Source organism: Thalassospira permensis NBRC 106175 (genome assembly GCF_000714555.1).
GTDB classification, from domain to species: Bacteria; Pseudomonadota; Alphaproteobacteria; order Rhodospirillales; family Thalassospiraceae; genus Thalassospira; species Thalassospira xiamenensis.
The window spans coordinates 189,448-206,676 of the sequence record NZ_AUNC01000034.1; the positions used below are offsets into that span (position 1 = coordinate 189,448).

Sequence of the window (17,229 nt, forward strand, 5' to 3'; positions counted from 1 at the left end):
ATGACCCGTACTGCCTTTATCGGCGAATGCATGATCGAGCTTGCCGGAACATCCCCCGGCAGCATTTTTGGCGCGGCGAACCTTGGCTTTGCCGGGGATACGCTAAATGGTGCGACCTATATGGCACGCACCAGCCGCCTGCTTGCAGCGCCTGATACAGATGTTTCCTTCATCACGGCATTGGGAACCGACCCCTATAGCGATGCGATGATTGCCGCCTGGCAGCACGACAATATCGACACATCACTGGTCCGCCGGATCGATGGCGCCCTGCCCGGTCTTTATGCCATTCAGACCGATGAAACCGGCGAACGCAGTTTTTCCTACTGGCGCAATGATGCCGCAGCCAAACAGATGCTTCAGGGCGGCCACGATGCCGTGTTGCGCGATGCGCTTCGCGGGTTTGACTGCCTTTATCTTTCGGGGATCACGCTTGCGATTCTGTCGGAAAAGGATCGCAAAACCCTGATCGATATCGCTGCAAACTTCGCCAAACAGGGCGGCAAGGTCTGCTTTGACACCAATCATCGCCCGCGCCTTTGGTCCGATCAGGACATTGCAATGGCAACCTATCTGGCGATTGCCCCCCATTGCCACACCGTCCTGCCGACATTTGATGACGACAGCGCGCTATTTGGTGACGCCACCCCCGATGCCACGGCCAACCGCTGGCATGCGCTTGGCGCAACAGAAGTCGTTGTAAAATGCGGCGGCGAACCAACCTTTTATTCGATCAAGGATGGTGAAACCGGCACCGTCACACCGCCCAAGGTCACTGATATCATCGATACGACATCGGCCGGGGATTCGTTTAACGGATCATACCTTGCTGCCCGCAATGCCGGGCGTGACGTGCCCGCCGCGATTGCGGTTGCGCAAAAGGTTGCCGGCCGCGTGATTTCACGGCGCGGTGCGCTTGTTGATATCAGCGATATCAAACTCGATCAGTAATCCAGCCGGAACTGAACGCCAGCCTTGCTGTCGATTTCGGTGGTTTCACTGGTGACACTGATATTTGGTGTCAATTCAATCTCAACCTCGACCCCGCTTGACCCCGGGGTCGTTCCGGTCTTGGTCCCGACATAGACCCCGTCCGTCAGGTATTTTCCCACCTTGACGTTCGGGCCGTCTTCGCCGCCGCCCACCTGCAAAACATCAGCCCCGATAAAGCGGCGGATCGACCCAACAATATCAAGGCCACCGCCACCACCCGAAAGCTCGTTCACCGCACTGGCAAGCTGCACGGCCTCAATCGCACTCAGGCTGCCTTGGGACTTGCCAAACAGGACCTGCGACAGGATTTCATCCTCCGGTAGGGACGGATTGGATGTCAGAACCAGTTCCGGGTCGCTTGCCGGGCCTTGGAACCCGGCGGTTACGGTCAGATCATCAGTGGTATAAACCCCTGCGATATCGAGTAACGGATCGGGCGGTGTCGCACCGGAAAACGTGATCTTGGAATCCTTGATCACGAATGTCTTGCCAATGATATCAAGCTGCCCGCGAAGCGCCTGCAATTGCCCGACAATGATCGGCTCTGCAGTTGTCCCGCTGATATCAAGCTTGCCACCCCATTCGGAATCAAGCCCCCGCCCGCGCACAAACAAACGCCCCGGAATATCAACCGTCACGTCAAGATTGCCGACAAAACCCGATGCGGCGTTTTTCTTTTCCTCTTCTTCCTCACGCTGCCTGGAATCTTCGATATTCTCGACATCAAGCGTCGAGACCGACACTGGTAGCGCAAGGGTCAGGTCGACTTCGCCACGGCGCAGCGTCACGTTGCTTTGGATATCAGCAGTCTGTTCGGTTCCGGTAACAGATGCCGTCACATCAGCCCAGAATTGCAGTTCATCCTTACGCGACAGGGCTGCGTTATCAACCTTAAGCTCCGCCTTGTAGCTGACAAGCGGATCGCCACCCAACGTCACCTCGGCCGCCCCGCTAATCCGGCCATTGCCGCCATCGGTTGCCGAGATTTCCGAAACCCGCAAACCGTTCTGATCAAAATCGCCATTGATCGTGATCTGCTTTAACAGCGTGCCATATTCCAGATGCTCATACGCCCCACCCGAAAGGGCGATGTTGCCATTCCAGTCAAGCGCATCGAGTGTACCCTTGGCAACCACATCAAGTTTGAGATTGCCAGACATGACATGATCAGGGGCTGGGACATAAGGCCAGAATTGCGCGATTTCGCCATCAACCTTGACCAGCGCATCAATCGGAGCCACCAGATCAAGGGTGTAATCCTGTTTGAGTATGGAAATACCAAGCGGCACGGTGCCGCGCGCCTCTACAATCTGGGCCTCATCATTGCCAAGGGTCGCATTGCCATCGAACTGACCGTCACGCAACGCCAGATCAAGCACCATTTCAAATGGCTTCAGGTCCTTGACCGCGACGGTCGTGATCTTGCCAATCCCGCCCGAAACGGTCGCCACCGGCAGTTCCCCGGTACGTTCCGACATCTCAGCGGTGATATTCATTGTGCCGTCCAGCCCGCTCAGGCCAAACATCTCTCCCCACGGGCCTAGTACCAGCTCGGAAATCTGCGCCTTGGCCGCAAAGCTTTTCTTTGGCGTCAGATCAAGCTTGGCAATCACCTGCCCCGCGCCGACATTCAATGCCGCATCAAGTTTCTGCTGCCCTGTGTCGGTTTGGCTAAACAGCAATGGTTCACGAAGTTCTATGTTCTGGCTGCCGATATTGATATCAAGCTGATCGGCACGAACATTGATGCCATCCGAAAGCCCAAGTTCGACCATGCTATCGAGTTTAATCGGAATAGTGTCGCGAAGCTGACCATTGGCATTCGTCGCAATTCCAATGGCCGAAAGGTCGCCGGAAATCTCGGCCTGCAACTCATTAATCGCAAGCGGCGCAAAACGAATATCAAGCCCGTTCAGGGTCAAATCAAAACCGGGCTTTTCAAACGCGTTCAGGATCGAACCGGCAAGAACGATTTCTTCGATTGCGGGCGGCTCTGTCCCTTCTTCGGCGGCAAGTCGAATGCCTTTGATGTTCGTATGCACATCAATCTGCTGCTGGCCCGATTTCGGCACAAACGCCACATCCGCGGTTAGCGCACCATTCGTCACCGACGCCCCGAAATCCGACAGCATCACCGCATCGAGTTTACGCACCGAAAGCTTGCCACGCATCGGCACCGCGTAATCTGGCAACATCAGGCTACCGACAAGCTCAAGCCGCTCACCGCTCAGGGCAATGTTATCCACCCGCAACCCACCGGCGGGCAAAACCACATCGGCCGTCAGATCGTAATTGCGCCCCATCAAGGCAAACCCGGCCTTGTTGATCAGCGACAATACCGCCTGATCGGACCAGCGCATTTCGCTCACAAGATCAAGTTTTTCAAACTTCTGCCCACCGGCCAAAACTGATGGCGTTGAAAGTTTGATGGTCCCGACCGGTGCCGCGATATCCCCATCAAGATTGATCGCAACCGTCGCCGGGGCGATGGAAACACCGATATCAGGTGGCACCACGCCGGGCTGAACCGAGAGTTCAGATTTAACCGACAAATTACTGAATTCATTTGAAATATCGATCTGCACCGGGCCGGAAACCATCGCCGCGGCAATCTGATCAAGCGTGATCGACAGATCAAATGCATCATTAAACGCAAGCTTGCCGTCAATGGTCGGCGCAGCCCCGACAATACGATCAAGATCGGCAATGCCAAACCCGGCCTGATCGGCCTTGATTGCAATATTCGCCGTCCCGCCCTGCTCAACCGACCATGCCAGATCGCTTATCGCAACCTGCCCCGTCCCGGTCAGATCAAGCCCCGAGATCGGTGCAAAAATCGCAAGATCACGGATATCGGCAATCAATTCGCCATCCGTCACCGCCATCACGTCATTGATATCGGTCTTGCCGTCAACCGAAATGCCCGGCGTTGTGATATTGATGTTGCCAAGTGCAAAATTGCTGAAATCCGGTGCGATTGCCGCATCAAGGGCAACCTGCTGCGCATTGCCCAGCATCGCACCAAGATCGGCATCCTGCCAGTCATTGCCCGAAACATCGACCCGGCTTTGAACAGAAAACCCGTCCTCATCACCACGAAGATCGGCATCAAGTGCCAGCGTCGCGATGGTTGATACCGGCGTTACGACCTTGTCCCCACGCAGCATCACCGTCACATCAGGCAATTCAAGCGGCCCTTCGGCATGGGCGGTCACATCAAGCCCGCCCCATGTCACGGCATCCTCGATCAGGGCCGATGTCGCCGGATCAATATCCCCGTGCAGATCGGCCAGAAGAGTACTCTCATCAAAATCGATTTCCGCCGTCGCGCCAATCGTCGCAAGCCCGGATTTCGCGATATCGCCGCGCGTGACCGAAAGGATATTGGCATCCGCATCAAACTGCCCGCCAATGCCCAAATCAAGATCACCCTGCAACGGGTCGGGAAGCTGATCGGCCAGTTCTCCCTGCGTTGCCAGAACACCATCAAGGTCAAACCCGATCCGGCTTTCATCAAGCCGCAAGCCCAAATCACCGCCAAGCGTCACAAGGTCACTTGCCGCAAGTTCAATCCGCCCTTTCCAGCCTGTCGCCGGGCCATCCCCCTTCAGGCTGATCGTGATATTTGGCGCATCTTCTGGTGCCAACCCGGCAAGGGTCATGACCAAGCCTGCACGATCAAGCTCGCCTTCGATATCGGCCTTTAATCGCTGCGCATCGGCATCAAGATCAAGCTCGACACGCAGCCGGTCAATGCTGTCATCAAGCGGTTGCAGATCAAGTGACAAGGCCGCTTCAAGGTTTTCGCGAATTGCCGCACTGGCGCTTAGACCATATTCAAAGCTTTTGCCGCTGGCCGGATCGGAAATACGCACATTGCCAAGCGCCAGTTTGCCAAGCTCGATGGCCAATGGCGGCGCAAAACCGCCCGATGCGGCCTCTTCGTCCTCTGCCGTTTCATCTACGCCCGACATATCGGGCAAGACCACATCAATCACGGCACTTTCGACGCGATTGATCCGAAGCGTCCCACCCAAAAGGGCCAGCGGGGACCAGTCAAACCCGAACTGACTGACATCCACGGCCAAGCCGGATGACGGCATGGACATCGACAACCGGTCAAGCGAAAGCCCCGTCCAAAGGCTGCCCTCGATCCGGCCCAGTTCGAAATCGCCCTCTATCGTCTTTGCAACCGTAGTGTTTAACCACGGCGTTAGCGCACGCAATACCGGCCCGGTCCCAGCAATACCGACAATCAGGATCACGGTCAGCAAAAGGCATGTGAACGCAATCGTGCCACGCCGCACCCATTTGGCGACCTTTCCGCGTTTGGTGGCTCTCGATGGTTTCGGATTTTCAGGCGACGTCAAAATGCTTGTCCAAGGCTAAGATAAATCTGGAAATCGTCATCAACATTGTCACGCTTATCAAGCGGCACGGCGACATCAAAACGAAGCGGCCCGACCGCCGTGTAATAACGAAAACCAAGCCCTGCCGCCCAAAGCAGATCAAGGTCTTCGGGGTCACTTGCCTCAAACACGTTGCCGCCTTCGATGAATGGCACGATGCCAAAGCTTTCCGTCAGACGTGCGCGGAATTCGATCCCGGCTTCAAGCACCGAACGCCCGCCAAGCGGATCACCATCCTCATCAATCGGCCCGACTTTCTGATATTCGTAACCGCGCACCGATCCGCCGCCACCGGAATAAAACCGTTTGTTGGCCGGAAGGTCCGATCTGTCTTCGCCGATGATCATCCCCGCACGACCACGCCCTGCCAGAACGTAATCCCCGTCCTCGTCAAAGGCGAAATACTGAGATCCATTGAATGAAACGGATGTGAATTGCGCGCTCGGGCCGCTCAGACTGGTATAGGGCGATAGGTTGAATTCAAGCCGGTTGCCCTCGGTCGGATCAAGCGGATTATCGGTGCTGTCGCGCCGCAAAACACCCCGCAAACCGCCAAGATAGAATTGCTCATTGGGCGAATCTGCCCCCGTAAGGTCGGAATATTCCGCCGTTGGGCCAAGCGTAACCGACCAGTAATCGCCAAACTTGCGTTCAATACCGACAAAGCTTTCGACCAGTTCGCCGTCATAGGCATCCGTGCTGTAACTCTTGGCCGAAGCATCCGCGACCAGCGCCTGACGCCGCTTAAGAAACTGCGGCTTGCGGAATGCAGCTTCAAGGCCCTGGCTTTGCCCCGACCCTTCGATACCAAGTCTGAGCCGTTCGCCCGCCCCGAACAGATTGCGGTTTTCCCAGAACGCATTCGCCCCCGGCCCGTCGGCAGTTGAAAAATCAACCCCGCCACCAATCGTGCGATGTTTGCGTTCGTGCACTTCGATCTCGACGGGGATTTCACCATTTTCGGCAACCGGCCCGACCGGTTTGACGATCACACTGTCAAACAGGTTGGATTGCGCCAGATCGCGGCGCGTCGTTTTGACTTCTTCGGGGGAATATTTCTGCCCTGGTTTCCAACTGCGATAACCGGCGATGAAATCCTCATCAACACTTTCAGCCCCTTTGACATTGACCTTGCCAAAATTGGCTTGCGCACCGGTAATCAGTTCATAGGTCACCGAAATGGTCTTTTCGGTGGTATTGGCGATCACGGTTCGCTTGCCCGCTTCCACCAATGGATAACCTCGATCACGCATGATATCGACGGCATATTGTTCGGCCAGAATAATCGGATCTGCGGCCGCACGCTGTCCAAGGTGCAAATTCGACCGCTCAAGCTCCTCATCCGTGGCCTCGCGTTTGGTCGTATGGTCCGGACGGACAATTGAAAATTTCACTTCAGACAGAAGATAGGGCTGCTTGACGTCGACCTGATAAATCAGATCGACCGGATCAGGCTGTTCCCCACCCGCCGGTGCGCCAGCAGCCGGCTCGCTTGTCGCGCTGACAACGTCATCGCCATCGCCGCCATTTTCGTCGTCCGATATGGTCGGATCATCGGGTTCGGCCTTGCGGATATTGAATGCGACCTGCCCGTCATAAAACCCGAAGGCCCGCAAAACGGTCTCGAACCGCTCCACATCATCCTCCGCCCGGCGTTCAAGCCCGGCAAGTGATGGCGTGGGACGCGATTGCAACCGGATCGATGTGCTGACTTCGCGCAACGCATTGATCAGCTTTTCCTCCTGCGGATCAATACCTTCTATCTTGACCTGATAGGGGATCTGGACACCCAACACATCCTGTGCTGCACTATCGCTGTCCTTACCGAACCCAAATTCGGATAAGACACCATCCCCTGAACATCCCGAAACGGCTGACCCCATCAGCAGAACAGACACAACACCAATGCCACGCAGTCTGGATTTGCGGCTGTAGCGTTTACCCCTGTTCACCAAAGACGTCCCCAATATTTTCACTCGGTCCCGATAGACTTATGCAACGGCCGGCTGCATTCGTCGCGCAGTCCGATCCATTTATTGTTTTAAGGCACTTGCCAAGCGCCTGCCATCTTTTCATTCTATACACTGGTCGAAGACGCCAAGGCTCAGAGAGCATGAAATAATGGCATGGCTGTGATCGTTAAACGCACTTGTCATAAAAATGTGCCCGGCTTACTCGAAGTTGAAGGCTATTTTTTTTGCCATTGCCACCCAAAAGCCGGAGGCCCCTAAGTGAACTCCAACGCGACATCAAATTCCTCCCTGCCCGTTATCATCCGCACAGCAACCCGGTCCGATCTGGATGGCCTTTGCGCTCTTGAAAGCGGCAGCTTCACAAGCGACGCGATTTCACGATCGGGCTTTTCGCGCTTCCTGCGCCAATCTTCCGCCCGTCTTCTGGTCGCCGATGCCGGCGAAAGCGGAACACCCGATATCGTCGGTTATGGCCTGCTTCTGCTGCGCGCCAATACGACAACGGCACGGATTTATTCGCTGGCAATTTCCGATAAGTGGCGCGGCAAGGGCCTTGGCACCCAACTTCTGGCCGGGCTTGAAAACCTGGCGATTGATGCCGGATGTGTCCGTATCCGCCTTGAAGTCCGTGTTGAAAACAGCAATGCCCGCAATCTTTATGATCGCCATGGCTATCAACAGATTGCCGATCTGCCCGGTTATTACGAAGACGGGGCCGATGGCATTCGCCTGCAACATGATCTTTATGATATTCCGACCGAACGGTCCCCTGCGGTTGCAACCGGTGCCCCCCTGATCCTTGTGGACCGCCTCAAAGACCTGCCGTTTCAGGTGCCCGGTGCGCGCATCATGCGGGTGCGCGAATATCTTGCGCTTGACCACGGGGTCCGCAACCGGCGTGTGATCAACCTGTGTCAGTCCTATGAATATCTGTCACGCGGCTATTATTGCAGCCTGCTTGCCGCCGCACGCAGCGAACGCGTGATCCCCGAAGCCGACGTGCTTCTGGATCTGAACTGGAAACGGCTGCAAAAAACCGCCCGCGCGGAAATGAGCTCGCAAATCGTCGAAGCATTGACCAAACCCGGCGATCACCCGACCAGAATTGACGTCTTTTTCGGCCGCACCGTCGATAAGCGTTTCCGCGATATCGCGCAACGCGCCTTCGATCAGTTCCGCTGCCCGATCCTGCGCCTGCATCTGAACCCGTCGGATAAGAAAATCCTGCGCGAAATCGAAGCCCCAGCCCTAAGCCAACTGGATGCCGAAGACCTTCCCGCCTTTGAAAGTGCCATTCGTGCCTATCTGCGCGGTCGCGTGCGCAAACCGGCATCTGGCGGCAATCCGCCAAGTGCGCTGGTGGCAATCCTTCATGATCCCGACGCGGTTCTGCCGCCATCCGATAATGACGCATTGGCCCTGTTCGTTCAGGCCGCAGCCGACCTTGGTGCGAAGGCCGAACTGATCACCGCCAAGGATTTCCACCATCTATCGGAATTTGATGCGCTGCTGATCCGCGAAACCACCGCCCTTGATCATCACACCTATCGTTTTGCCAAGCGCGCGCGCAAGGAAGGCATTCCGGTGATTGACGATCCGGACTCAATCCTGCGCTGCACGAACAAGGTTTACCTTGCCGAATTGCTGCGCACCCATCGCATCCCGGCACCGCGCAGCATGATTTTCGATAAACGCCGCATTGCCGAAATCGGCAAGCTGTTCAGCTTCCCCTCGGTCCTGAAGGTGCCAGATGGCTGCTTCTCGCGTGGGGTGCGCAAGGTGAAATCGCCCGAACACCTGGCCGAAGTCGCAACCGAAATGTTCAAAAACTCGGAACTTCTGGTCATTCAGGAATATGTCGAAACCACCTTTGACTGGCGCATCGGCGTTCTGGGGGGCGAACCGCTTTTTGCCAGCCGCTATTTCATGGCGCCGGGCCATTGGCAGATCGTCAAACACGAAGATGACGGCAAATCGTTTGAACAAGGCGGTTTTGAAACCGTCGCGGTTGAAGACGCCCCGGCCGATATTGTTTCAACCGCCCTTGCCGCAGCCCGCCTGATGGGCGATGGGCTTTATGGTGTCGATATGAAGGAAACGCCGCGCGGCCCGATGGTGATCGAGGTCAATGACAACCCCAGTATCGATGGCGGGGTCGAGGATGTCGTTCTGGGTATGGATTTGTATCGCCGCATCATCGCCCATCTTCTGGGCAAGATCGCACGCCCCTGAAGGTCTTCGGACACTCGAAATGACAAACAAAGGGTCGGTTTATCCGGCCCTTTTTTCGATGAACACTGCCGCCTGAAGCTTGTCCCGGCCATAGCGCGCCATAAGGTCAAACTCGTTGCGCAGGATCGGTGTCGATACGCAATCGCTGCCACTAAACGGTTCGTGATCCTCGCCAATATCAGGATCGGTGACATAGACATACCGGTCATCAAATCCCGAAACCACGACCCAATGCGGGATTTTATCGCCGTAAATCCGATACTGGCTGATCAGAACAAGCGCGATCTTGCCCTGTTTTGACCGTTCCTCGATTTCCGCAATGCTAAACGGCCCGGTGGTCACCGGAATGCCTGCTTCACGTGCCTGACGGGCGAAATCATAATGCACCAGCTCCACGACCTCGCGGTTTTTGGGTTTGCGCACGGTATCGACAAAAAGCGGCCCGTCCCGGCTGCTTAAAACCTCGACATTAAAACCGCGTTTATGCGCCGCCAGTCCAAGACCAAGCGGCCCGCACCCGCCATGCCCCGACGTCATGAAAATCGTCGTCGCCTCGCGCCAAAGCGCAATCTCCTGATTGCGATCCATTTCAATATCGGGATCAAGGGCATTCATCGCCATCATCAACGCCGCCGGACCACAGGTAAACGGCAATGTCTGATGATAAAAATGGATCGGCGATGGCCGACGCAATGATTGCGGCACCAGAACCCGTTCCATACGCAACGCGTCGGAATGGTCGGGATAATAATCCGGATAAAGCGCAAATTCGCGGTAACCTGCCGATTTGAACAGACGGATCGCCGTATCGTTATCCAGATTGACTTCAAGACGCAGGATCGGGGCCCCGAAATCAAGGCTCAGTTCCTCGGCCCGGTTCAAAAGTGCGCGGCCAATACCCAGCCCACGATGTTCGGCCAGCACCGCCATGGAATAAAGCCGCGCCATCGCAACGTTGGACCTGAAAATCACCAGCGCATAGCCAATCACCACCCCGCCCTTCTCGGCAACGCACAGACGCGCGGTCTCGATACCAAGGAAACGCTTGAACGCGCGGCGCGACAGACGGTCGATGGCAAAAGATTGGTTTTCGATGGCACAAAGGGCATCCAGATCGCCCTCGACCGCCATACGAAGTGATAAGTCGCTCAAAACGGCACCTTCAAACACATGGCATGCGCGCCATTGTCGCGCGCCGTGACCATATCGTTCTAATCCCTAGAAACTTAAAGTGCAATTTTGGCAGATGTGTCACGCAAAAACGCTATCCTGCCTCTACGGTCGCGATGCCGTCGCCATCCTGATCCGGGTTGATGATCATTGGGTCAAGGGCGGCAATCGCGGCATATTGGGATAAAAACACCTGCCCGCTCAGATGCGATAAAAACGCGGTGCGCGCCAACCGGTCCATCACCGGCCCCTTGACCTCAGATAGATGGAATTTAACCCCGGCATCGCGCAGACGCAGATTGATATCTTCAAGGCTTTCAAGACCGCTGGCGTCAATTTCATTAATCGCCGGACACATCAAAATCACATGCGCCAAACCCGGATTCTTCGCCACCAGATCATAAATCCGGTCTTCCAGATAACGGCTATTGGCAAAATAAAGACTTTCATCGGGGCGCACCGTCAAAACCCGCGTGCCGGTCAAAACCTGATGACGATGGATATTGCGAAAATGTTCGGTTCCAGGCACCAGACCGACCACCGCAATATGCGGGCGGCTGGTGTGATGCAGATGCAAAATGATCGACAGCAGCACACCGCTGATCACCCCCGGCTCGACACCAAACAAAAGCGTTACGGCAATGGTTGCCATCATCGCGCTGAAATCGCGTTTCGAATAAACCCAGACCCGCCGGATCGCCGCAATATCCACAAGGCTTAATACCGCGACAATGATGGTTGCGGCCAATGTCGCATGCGGCAGAAAATACAAAAGCGGCGTTAAGAAAAATGTCGCCGCCCCAATCGCAATCGCGGTTATCAAACCGGCGGCGGGTGTTTGCGCCCCGGCATCGAAATTCACAACCGACCGGGCAAACCCGCCCGTCACCGGATATCCGCCCGAAAAACCGGCGGCGATGTTCGATGCGCCAAGGGCAATCAATTCCTGATCGGGAACAATGCGCTGGCGGCGCTTGGCCGCCAATGTCTGGGCAACCGAAACCGATTCAACAAATCCGATCACGCTGATCAACAATGCCGGCACCAAAAATTGCACGACAAGTTCCGGGTCAAAGGATGGGATCGACAGCCCGGGAAACCCGACCGGAACATCGCCAACAATCCGCACGCCCACCGCCGCCAGATCAAACTGCCAGACCAGCCATGTTGTGACGATCACCACCAGAACCGGCCCCGCCTTGGTCAAGAACGACGCCCAAACCCTGGCCATCCCCAACCGCACCAGAAGCGACCCCATCGACATCCGCACCCAAAACAGGAAAATCAGGCTGCCAATCCCGATCAAAACCGTCGAAAGGTTGCTGTCTGCAACGGATCGCACAATCGCAATCGCGGTCTGCACCGCATTTCCCGACGGGATCTGAAGGCCCAGAATATGGCGCACCTGCCCCAACGCGATCAGGATGCCCGATGCGGTAATGAAACCTGATATGACCGGATGGCTCAAAAAGCTGGCCAGAAATCCCAAACGGAAAATCCCCATCGCCAGCAACATCAAACCCGACATCACCGCCAATGTCACCGCCGCCATCAAGGCATTAACGCCCTCGGGCAATTGTGCCGCCCCAATGGTCGATGCCGTCATCAATGAAATGACCGCAACCGGCCCGACGGCCAGGGCACGGGACGTGCCAAACACCGCATAGGCTATCAATGGCAGGATGGAGGCATAAAGCCCGACTTCGGGCGGCAATCCCGCCAGCATCGCATAAGCCAGACTTTGCGGGATCAACATTACCGTCACGATCACCGCCGCCGTCATATCGTTGGCGGCGTCGTGTCGGTTATAGGTCCGTCCCCAGTCAAGGATCGGAAAATAACGGTGCAACCGTTTCACATTCGGCACTCCGGGCCATCAAGGCCACAAATCACGTCGGCCCGTTTCCGCCAATGGCCGCACCGCTGAATTATCAGCTCCGTGCGGCAATCCGCGGTGCCAGACCAGACATGTCATACCCCGCATCCGCAGCCGTTTTGACAATATCCTCGACCGGCATCTTCCCGGCATTGGCAAGCGACCACAAAATCGCGCAACGCGTTCCGGTCCGGCAATAGGCAAAGACGGGTTTGGGAGATTCGTTTAACGCCTTGGCAAAGGCATCGGCATCGCCGTCCTGCACATTGCCACTCATCACGGGTTGAAACACCGCCGTAAGGCCAAGTTCCTCGGCACGCGCCTTGACCGCACTAAACGGTGGCTGACCGGGATCTTCATTGTCCGGCCGGTTGCAAATGATCGTCTTGAAACCGGCTTGGGCGATGTGATCCAGTGCCTCAATCGGCATCTGGGGCGATACGGTAAGATCGTCATTCAGGCGTTTCATCGTCCTTGCATCCATTCTTTCGCGTCGGAAACGTCCCGCCTTTGCCCTCAAAGGCTGTTAAGCGGGATCTTGAGATAACGGATGCCATTATCTTCGGCTGGTGGCAACTCCCCAGCGCGCATATTTACCTGAACCGATGGCAGGATCAGGCGCGGCATATCCAATGTCGCGTCCTTGGCCTTGCGCATTTTGGTGAATTGATCCTCGCTGATACCTTCGCGGACATGGACATTATGGGCGCGTTCTTCGGCCACCGTGGTTTCCCAGATATAAATATCGCGCCCCGGTGCCTTGTAATCATGGCAAAGAAACACCCGTGTTTCTCCCGGAAGGGCCAGAATCTTTTGCACCGACCGATAAAGTGTCGCCGCATCCCCACCCGGAAAATCACATCTTGCGGTGCCAAAATCGGGCATGAACAACGTATCGCCGACGAAAACGCTATCACCAATCACATAGGACATACAGGCGGGTGTATGCCCTGGCGTATGCAGCGCACGCGCCGAAAGCCCGCCGATTTCAAACGTTTCCTCATCCTCGAACAGATGGTCGAACTGACTGCCGTCGCGCTGGAATTCCGTTCCGGCGTTAAACACCTTGCCAAATGTTTCCTGCACCACACTGATCTTTGATCCGATGCCCATGCGCCCGCCCAGCTTGTCCTTCAAATACGGGGCCGCCGACAGATGATCGGCATGGACATGGGTTTCAAGTATCCATTGCACCGTAAGCCCTTCCTCGCGGACAAAGGCAACAATCGCATCGGCGGAAACGGTATTGGTCCGGCCACTTGCCGGGTCATAATCCAGAACCGAGTCAACAATCGCGCAACAACTGCTTTGCGGATCGCGCACCACATAGCTGATCGTAAAGGTCGCCTCGTCAAAAAATGCCTTCACCACCGGCATTTTCGATTTGTCCGCCCGAAGCGACGGTTTGCCTGATCCGATACTCATGCCACTCCTCCGGTATTGTCGGGCACCGATAATGCTAGTTCGTGGATGTCTGACAGGTGCAAATACCCAAAATGCGATACAGCAGGCAGAATCGCATAACCCCGGTCAACAGGATGACCGCGCCCACAATCATCGCAAGCCAGCCAAAACCGCCAAGGGTGGCAAACGGACCGGCCTCGGTCGCAAGGATGAACGGCAATACAATCAGGACAAGACCAAGGATGATCCGTACCACACGATCAAATGTTCCAACATTGGCTTTCATCGCGAAACTCCGCTTTTTAAATGGATGAATAATCTCTGGCTCAAAGGTTATAATTAAACATTATAATAATCAAATGTAATTTTATCATTTTTTTGTGTTAAAAATGATCCATCGCAATGCAATGCACAAAACCGCCCGGTTGCGGTCCTTTCCCGCGCGTGCTAAGCCCCTCTCAAATCAAAATTTCTGGGGATGGATCATGACCGACAACGTTGCATCACAACCCGAAAATGCCTCAACACCTGATTGGCCAGTCTGGCAGGCGCAAAATCCGGCGGGCACATTTTCCCAGTGGCTCAAGGCGTGTGTTGCCGATGATTGGCACAAGGTCACCCACCATCCCTTTACCGATGCCTGGGGTAAGGCCGCGGTTCCCGACCGCAATCTCAAAAACTATCTGATTCAGGACCACCGTTTCATCGACCGGTTTGTTGCCCTTCTGGCCGGTGCCGTATCACGTGCGCCAACGCTGCCGGACCGGATTCCGGCCTGCCAGTTTCTCGCCCTTCTGACCGGACCGGAAAACACCTATTTCGAACGATCACTTGATGCGCTGGGCGTCACCGAACAGGAACGCCGCGAAATGCCGGATTGGGACGTCACGAGCGCCTTCAAGGATCTGATGCGCACCGCCATGGAAAGCAACGACTACGCGAGCATGCTGGCGGTTCTGGCCGTGGCCGAAGGCACCTATCTTGGCTGGGCGGATCGGGTTCACAATGAAATCGAAAGCCACCCCAAAGAATTCTGGTACGCCGAATGGCTTGATCTGCATATCGGGACCTATTTCGAAAGCGTCGTCGCCTTCCTCAATGATCAGCTTGATAAAACCGGGCCAACACTCGATGACACGGCCCGTGCAAACTGTCTTTCCTGTTTTCGCAAGGCAACCCAACTTGAAGTTCGGTTCTTTGACGCTGCATGGGGTTCACAAACGTGATCACCATCCGCCCGTATCGCGCAACCGATGCATCGGTGCTGACCGAAATTTACACCCGTTCCGTCACGGAACTGGGATCACGTGCCTATAACCCTGATCAGGTCGGCATCTGGGCGTCTCTCGCCCCAACCGCAGAACGGTTTGCCGAACTGATGGATGATGGTCGGCTGCGCCTGATTGCGGTGGATGCAAACGACCGGGCCGTCGCCTTTTGCGATCTCGAAGCCGACGGGCATATCCATTTTCTATATGCCCTGCCCGACATTGCCGGGACCGGTGCGGTCACGACACTGTATGACGCCCTCGAAAAAGCGGCACGTGACCGCAACATCGCAAAGCTCTATTCCGAAGCCAGCGAACTCGCCAAGGGCTTCCTGTTAAAACAGGGCTTTCACGTGGTTGAACGCCGCGATTTTGAAGTCGCCGGTGTCCCGATCCATAACTATGCCGTCGAAAAACGCCTGCGCCCCGTGACCTGATGGCGGGCAAAATCAAAAGGCGGTCATTTCCCGACCGCCTTTTCATGTCAACTGTCCTTGATCGCCCGACGGGCGGTTGTCACCACCCGCTCGACAAAGGCATCGGCCTGCCCGATATAATGCGCCGGATCGCGCAGCTTGGCCCAGTCGATCCCGACATCGGTAAGTTTTGGCAATTCATCAAACAGATTGCTTTGATTGGCGGCAGACCGCGAAAGCGCATCCTTGACCAGCTTGTCCGCCCCGTCACGCCCAAGATGCTCGGCAAGGGCAAAGGTCGCGGCTTCCGCTAGCATCGCTCCGCGTGACAGTTCAAGATTGGCCGCCATCCGATCAGCATTGACCTTAAGGGTCGGCACCATATCAACCGCCTGCGCCAATCCCGCCGCCGTCGCCATGATCATCTGCGGCAATGTCAGCCATTCCAGCAACCAGCTTGCCCCGGATCGTTCATGTTCATGGATCTGGCTTTGCGCAAATGTGCCAAGCTGCCCGGCATTGAACCGCGCCAGCGTAACCAGCATTTCGGCCTGCACCGGATTGGATTTATGCGGCATGGTCGATGATCCGCCGCCCTTGCCCGGCTGGACTTCCGCAATTTCGGATTGCGCCAGCAACACCAAATCCTGCCCCATCTTGCCAAGCGCACCGCTCAGCGCGGTTAGCTGTGCGGCAAAATCGACCAGAACATCGCGCTGGCTGTGCCACGGCATATCGGTTGGGGGCAATTCAAGTTCATCGGCCAGATTGCGTTCAACCTCAATCGCCTTGTCCCCGATGGATGCCAGCGTCCCTGCCGCCCCGCCAAAGCTTAACCGGAACAGATCGGCACATAACGTATCAATCCGCTGATCAATCCGCACCAATGGTGCCAGCCATGCGGCGGCCTTAAGCCCGAATGTGGTCGGCACCGCCTGTTGTGAACGGGTCCGCCCGATCATGACCGTTGCCCGGTGGGTTTCGGCCTGTGCAATCAATGCCTTGATCAGCTTGCGCGTCCGACGGCGGATAATCCCCACCGCGTCGCGAAGCCGCAACACAAGCCCGGTATCAACCACATCCTGACTGGTTGCACCAAAATGGACAAACCGTGCATCATCCCCGCCGACCTCGGCCTTAAGCGCCTTGACCAATGCCGGCACCGGCACACCGGCACTTGCCGATCCTGCCGCCAATGTCGCGGGATCGGGGCGAAATTCGCGGCACACATCGGCAATACGGTTCGCACTTGTTTCCGGGATCACGCCTGCGCGTGCTTCGGCCGATGCCAATGCCGCCTCGAACAGCACCATCGATGCAATCTGCGCATCGTCGGTAAACAGGGCGGCAATTTCCGCATCGGCAAACAGATTGCCAAGCATCGCGGAATCAAAGGGCGAAATCGTCATCTGGTTTGGTCCACCGTTTAAACAGGTGTTATTTCAGGTCGTTAGTGTCGCGCTGCGACTGCGTTCGGTCAACAACACA

At 56.1% G+C, this 17,229-nt stretch carries 12 protein-coding genes; 4 read left to right on the plus strand and 8 right to left on the minus strand.

What is annotated here, in order from left to right; all coding sequences use genetic code 11:
- Positions 1-951, plus strand: a complete 951-nt coding sequence (locus SMB34_RS15705) for a sugar kinase (RefSeq protein WP_037991434.1) — start codon at positions 1-3, stop codon at positions 949-951.
- Here SMB34_RS15705 and SMB34_RS15710 read toward each other — a convergent pair.
- Both SMB34_RS15710 and SMB34_RS15715 read right to left on the minus strand, forming a co-directional pair.
- Positions 945-5,363 carry a translocation/assembly module TamB domain-containing protein gene (locus tag SMB34_RS15710; RefSeq protein WP_037991437.1) on the minus strand — a complete coding sequence of 1,473 codons (4,419 nt, stop codon included), beginning with the start codon at positions 5,361-5,363 and terminating at the stop codon, positions 945-947. The genes SMB34_RS15705 and SMB34_RS15710 overlap by 7 nt on opposite strands.
- Positions 5,360-7,354, minus strand: a complete 1,995-nt coding sequence (locus SMB34_RS15715; protein ID WP_037991439.1) for an autotransporter assembly complex protein TamA — start codon at positions 7,352-7,354, stop codon at positions 5,360-5,362. Before SMB34_RS15715 ends, SMB34_RS15710 begins: the two co-directional genes overlap by 4 nt.
- Positions 7,355-7,633: 279 nt before the next feature.
- Here SMB34_RS15715 and SMB34_RS15720 point away from each other — a divergent pair, with 279 nt between their 5' ends.
- A complete protein-coding gene (locus tag SMB34_RS15720) occupies positions 7,634-9,607 on the plus strand; it encodes a GNAT family N-acetyltransferase (RefSeq protein WP_007089333.1) in 1,974 nt (657 codons plus the stop codon).
- Positions 9,608-9,646: 39 nt separating this feature from the next.
- Here the strand turns inward: SMB34_RS15720 and SMB34_RS15725 are convergent, their stop codons facing one another.
- From SMB34_RS15725 to SMB34_RS15745, 5 genes are all read right to left on the minus strand, one after another.
- Positions 9,647-10,759, minus strand: coding sequence for a peptidase C39 family protein (locus SMB34_RS15725; protein WP_240478848.1), 1,113 nt, complete (start codon positions 10,757-10,759; stop codon positions 9,647-9,649).
- 112 nt (positions 10,760-10,871) lie between these two features.
- Complete coding sequence (locus SMB34_RS15730; protein WP_037991619.1) at positions 10,872-12,635, minus strand: SulP family inorganic anion transporter; 1,764 nt, start codon at positions 12,633-12,635, stop codon at positions 10,872-10,874.
- 73 nt (positions 12,636-12,708) lie between these two features.
- On the minus strand, positions 12,709-13,122 hold the full coding sequence (locus tag SMB34_RS15735) for a protein tyrosine phosphatase family protein (RefSeq protein ID WP_051682338.1): 414 nt from the start codon (positions 13,120-13,122) through the stop codon (positions 12,709-12,711).
- A 47-nt stretch (positions 13,123-13,169) separates the two neighbouring features.
- Positions 13,170-14,078: an MBL fold metallo-hydrolase gene (locus SMB34_RS15740; RefSeq protein WP_051682332.1), complete on the minus strand. Its 909-nt coding sequence runs from the start codon at positions 14,076-14,078 to the stop codon at positions 13,170-13,172.
- 34 nt (positions 14,079-14,112) lie between these two features.
- Positions 14,113-14,343, minus strand: a complete 231-nt coding sequence (locus tag SMB34_RS15745) for a YgaP family membrane protein (RefSeq protein WP_037991445.1) — start codon at positions 14,341-14,343, stop codon at positions 14,113-14,115.
- Positions 14,344-14,542: 199 nt separating this feature from the next.
- On the opposite strand from SMB34_RS15745, the gene SMB34_RS15750 reads away from it, so the two are divergent.
- Both SMB34_RS15750 and SMB34_RS15755 read left to right on the plus strand, forming a co-directional pair.
- A complete protein-coding gene (locus SMB34_RS15750; protein WP_037991621.1) occupies positions 14,543-15,283 on the plus strand; it encodes a TenA family protein in 741 nt (246 codons plus the stop codon).
- Complete coding sequence (locus tag SMB34_RS15755) at positions 15,280-15,762, plus strand: GNAT family N-acetyltransferase (protein ID WP_240478849.1); 483 nt, start codon at positions 15,280-15,282, stop codon at positions 15,760-15,762. The genes SMB34_RS15750 and SMB34_RS15755 overlap by 4 nt, the downstream gene beginning before the upstream one ends.
- Before the next feature lie 47 nt (positions 15,763-15,809).
- On the opposite strand, the gene SMB34_RS15760 is transcribed toward SMB34_RS15755, so the two are convergent.
- Positions 15,810-17,150: a 3-carboxy-cis,cis-muconate cycloisomerase gene (locus SMB34_RS15760; RefSeq protein WP_037991455.1), complete on the minus strand. Its 1,341-nt coding sequence runs from the start codon at positions 17,148-17,150 to the stop codon at positions 15,810-15,812.
- Between the last annotated feature and the right edge of the window lie 79 nt (positions 17,151-17,229).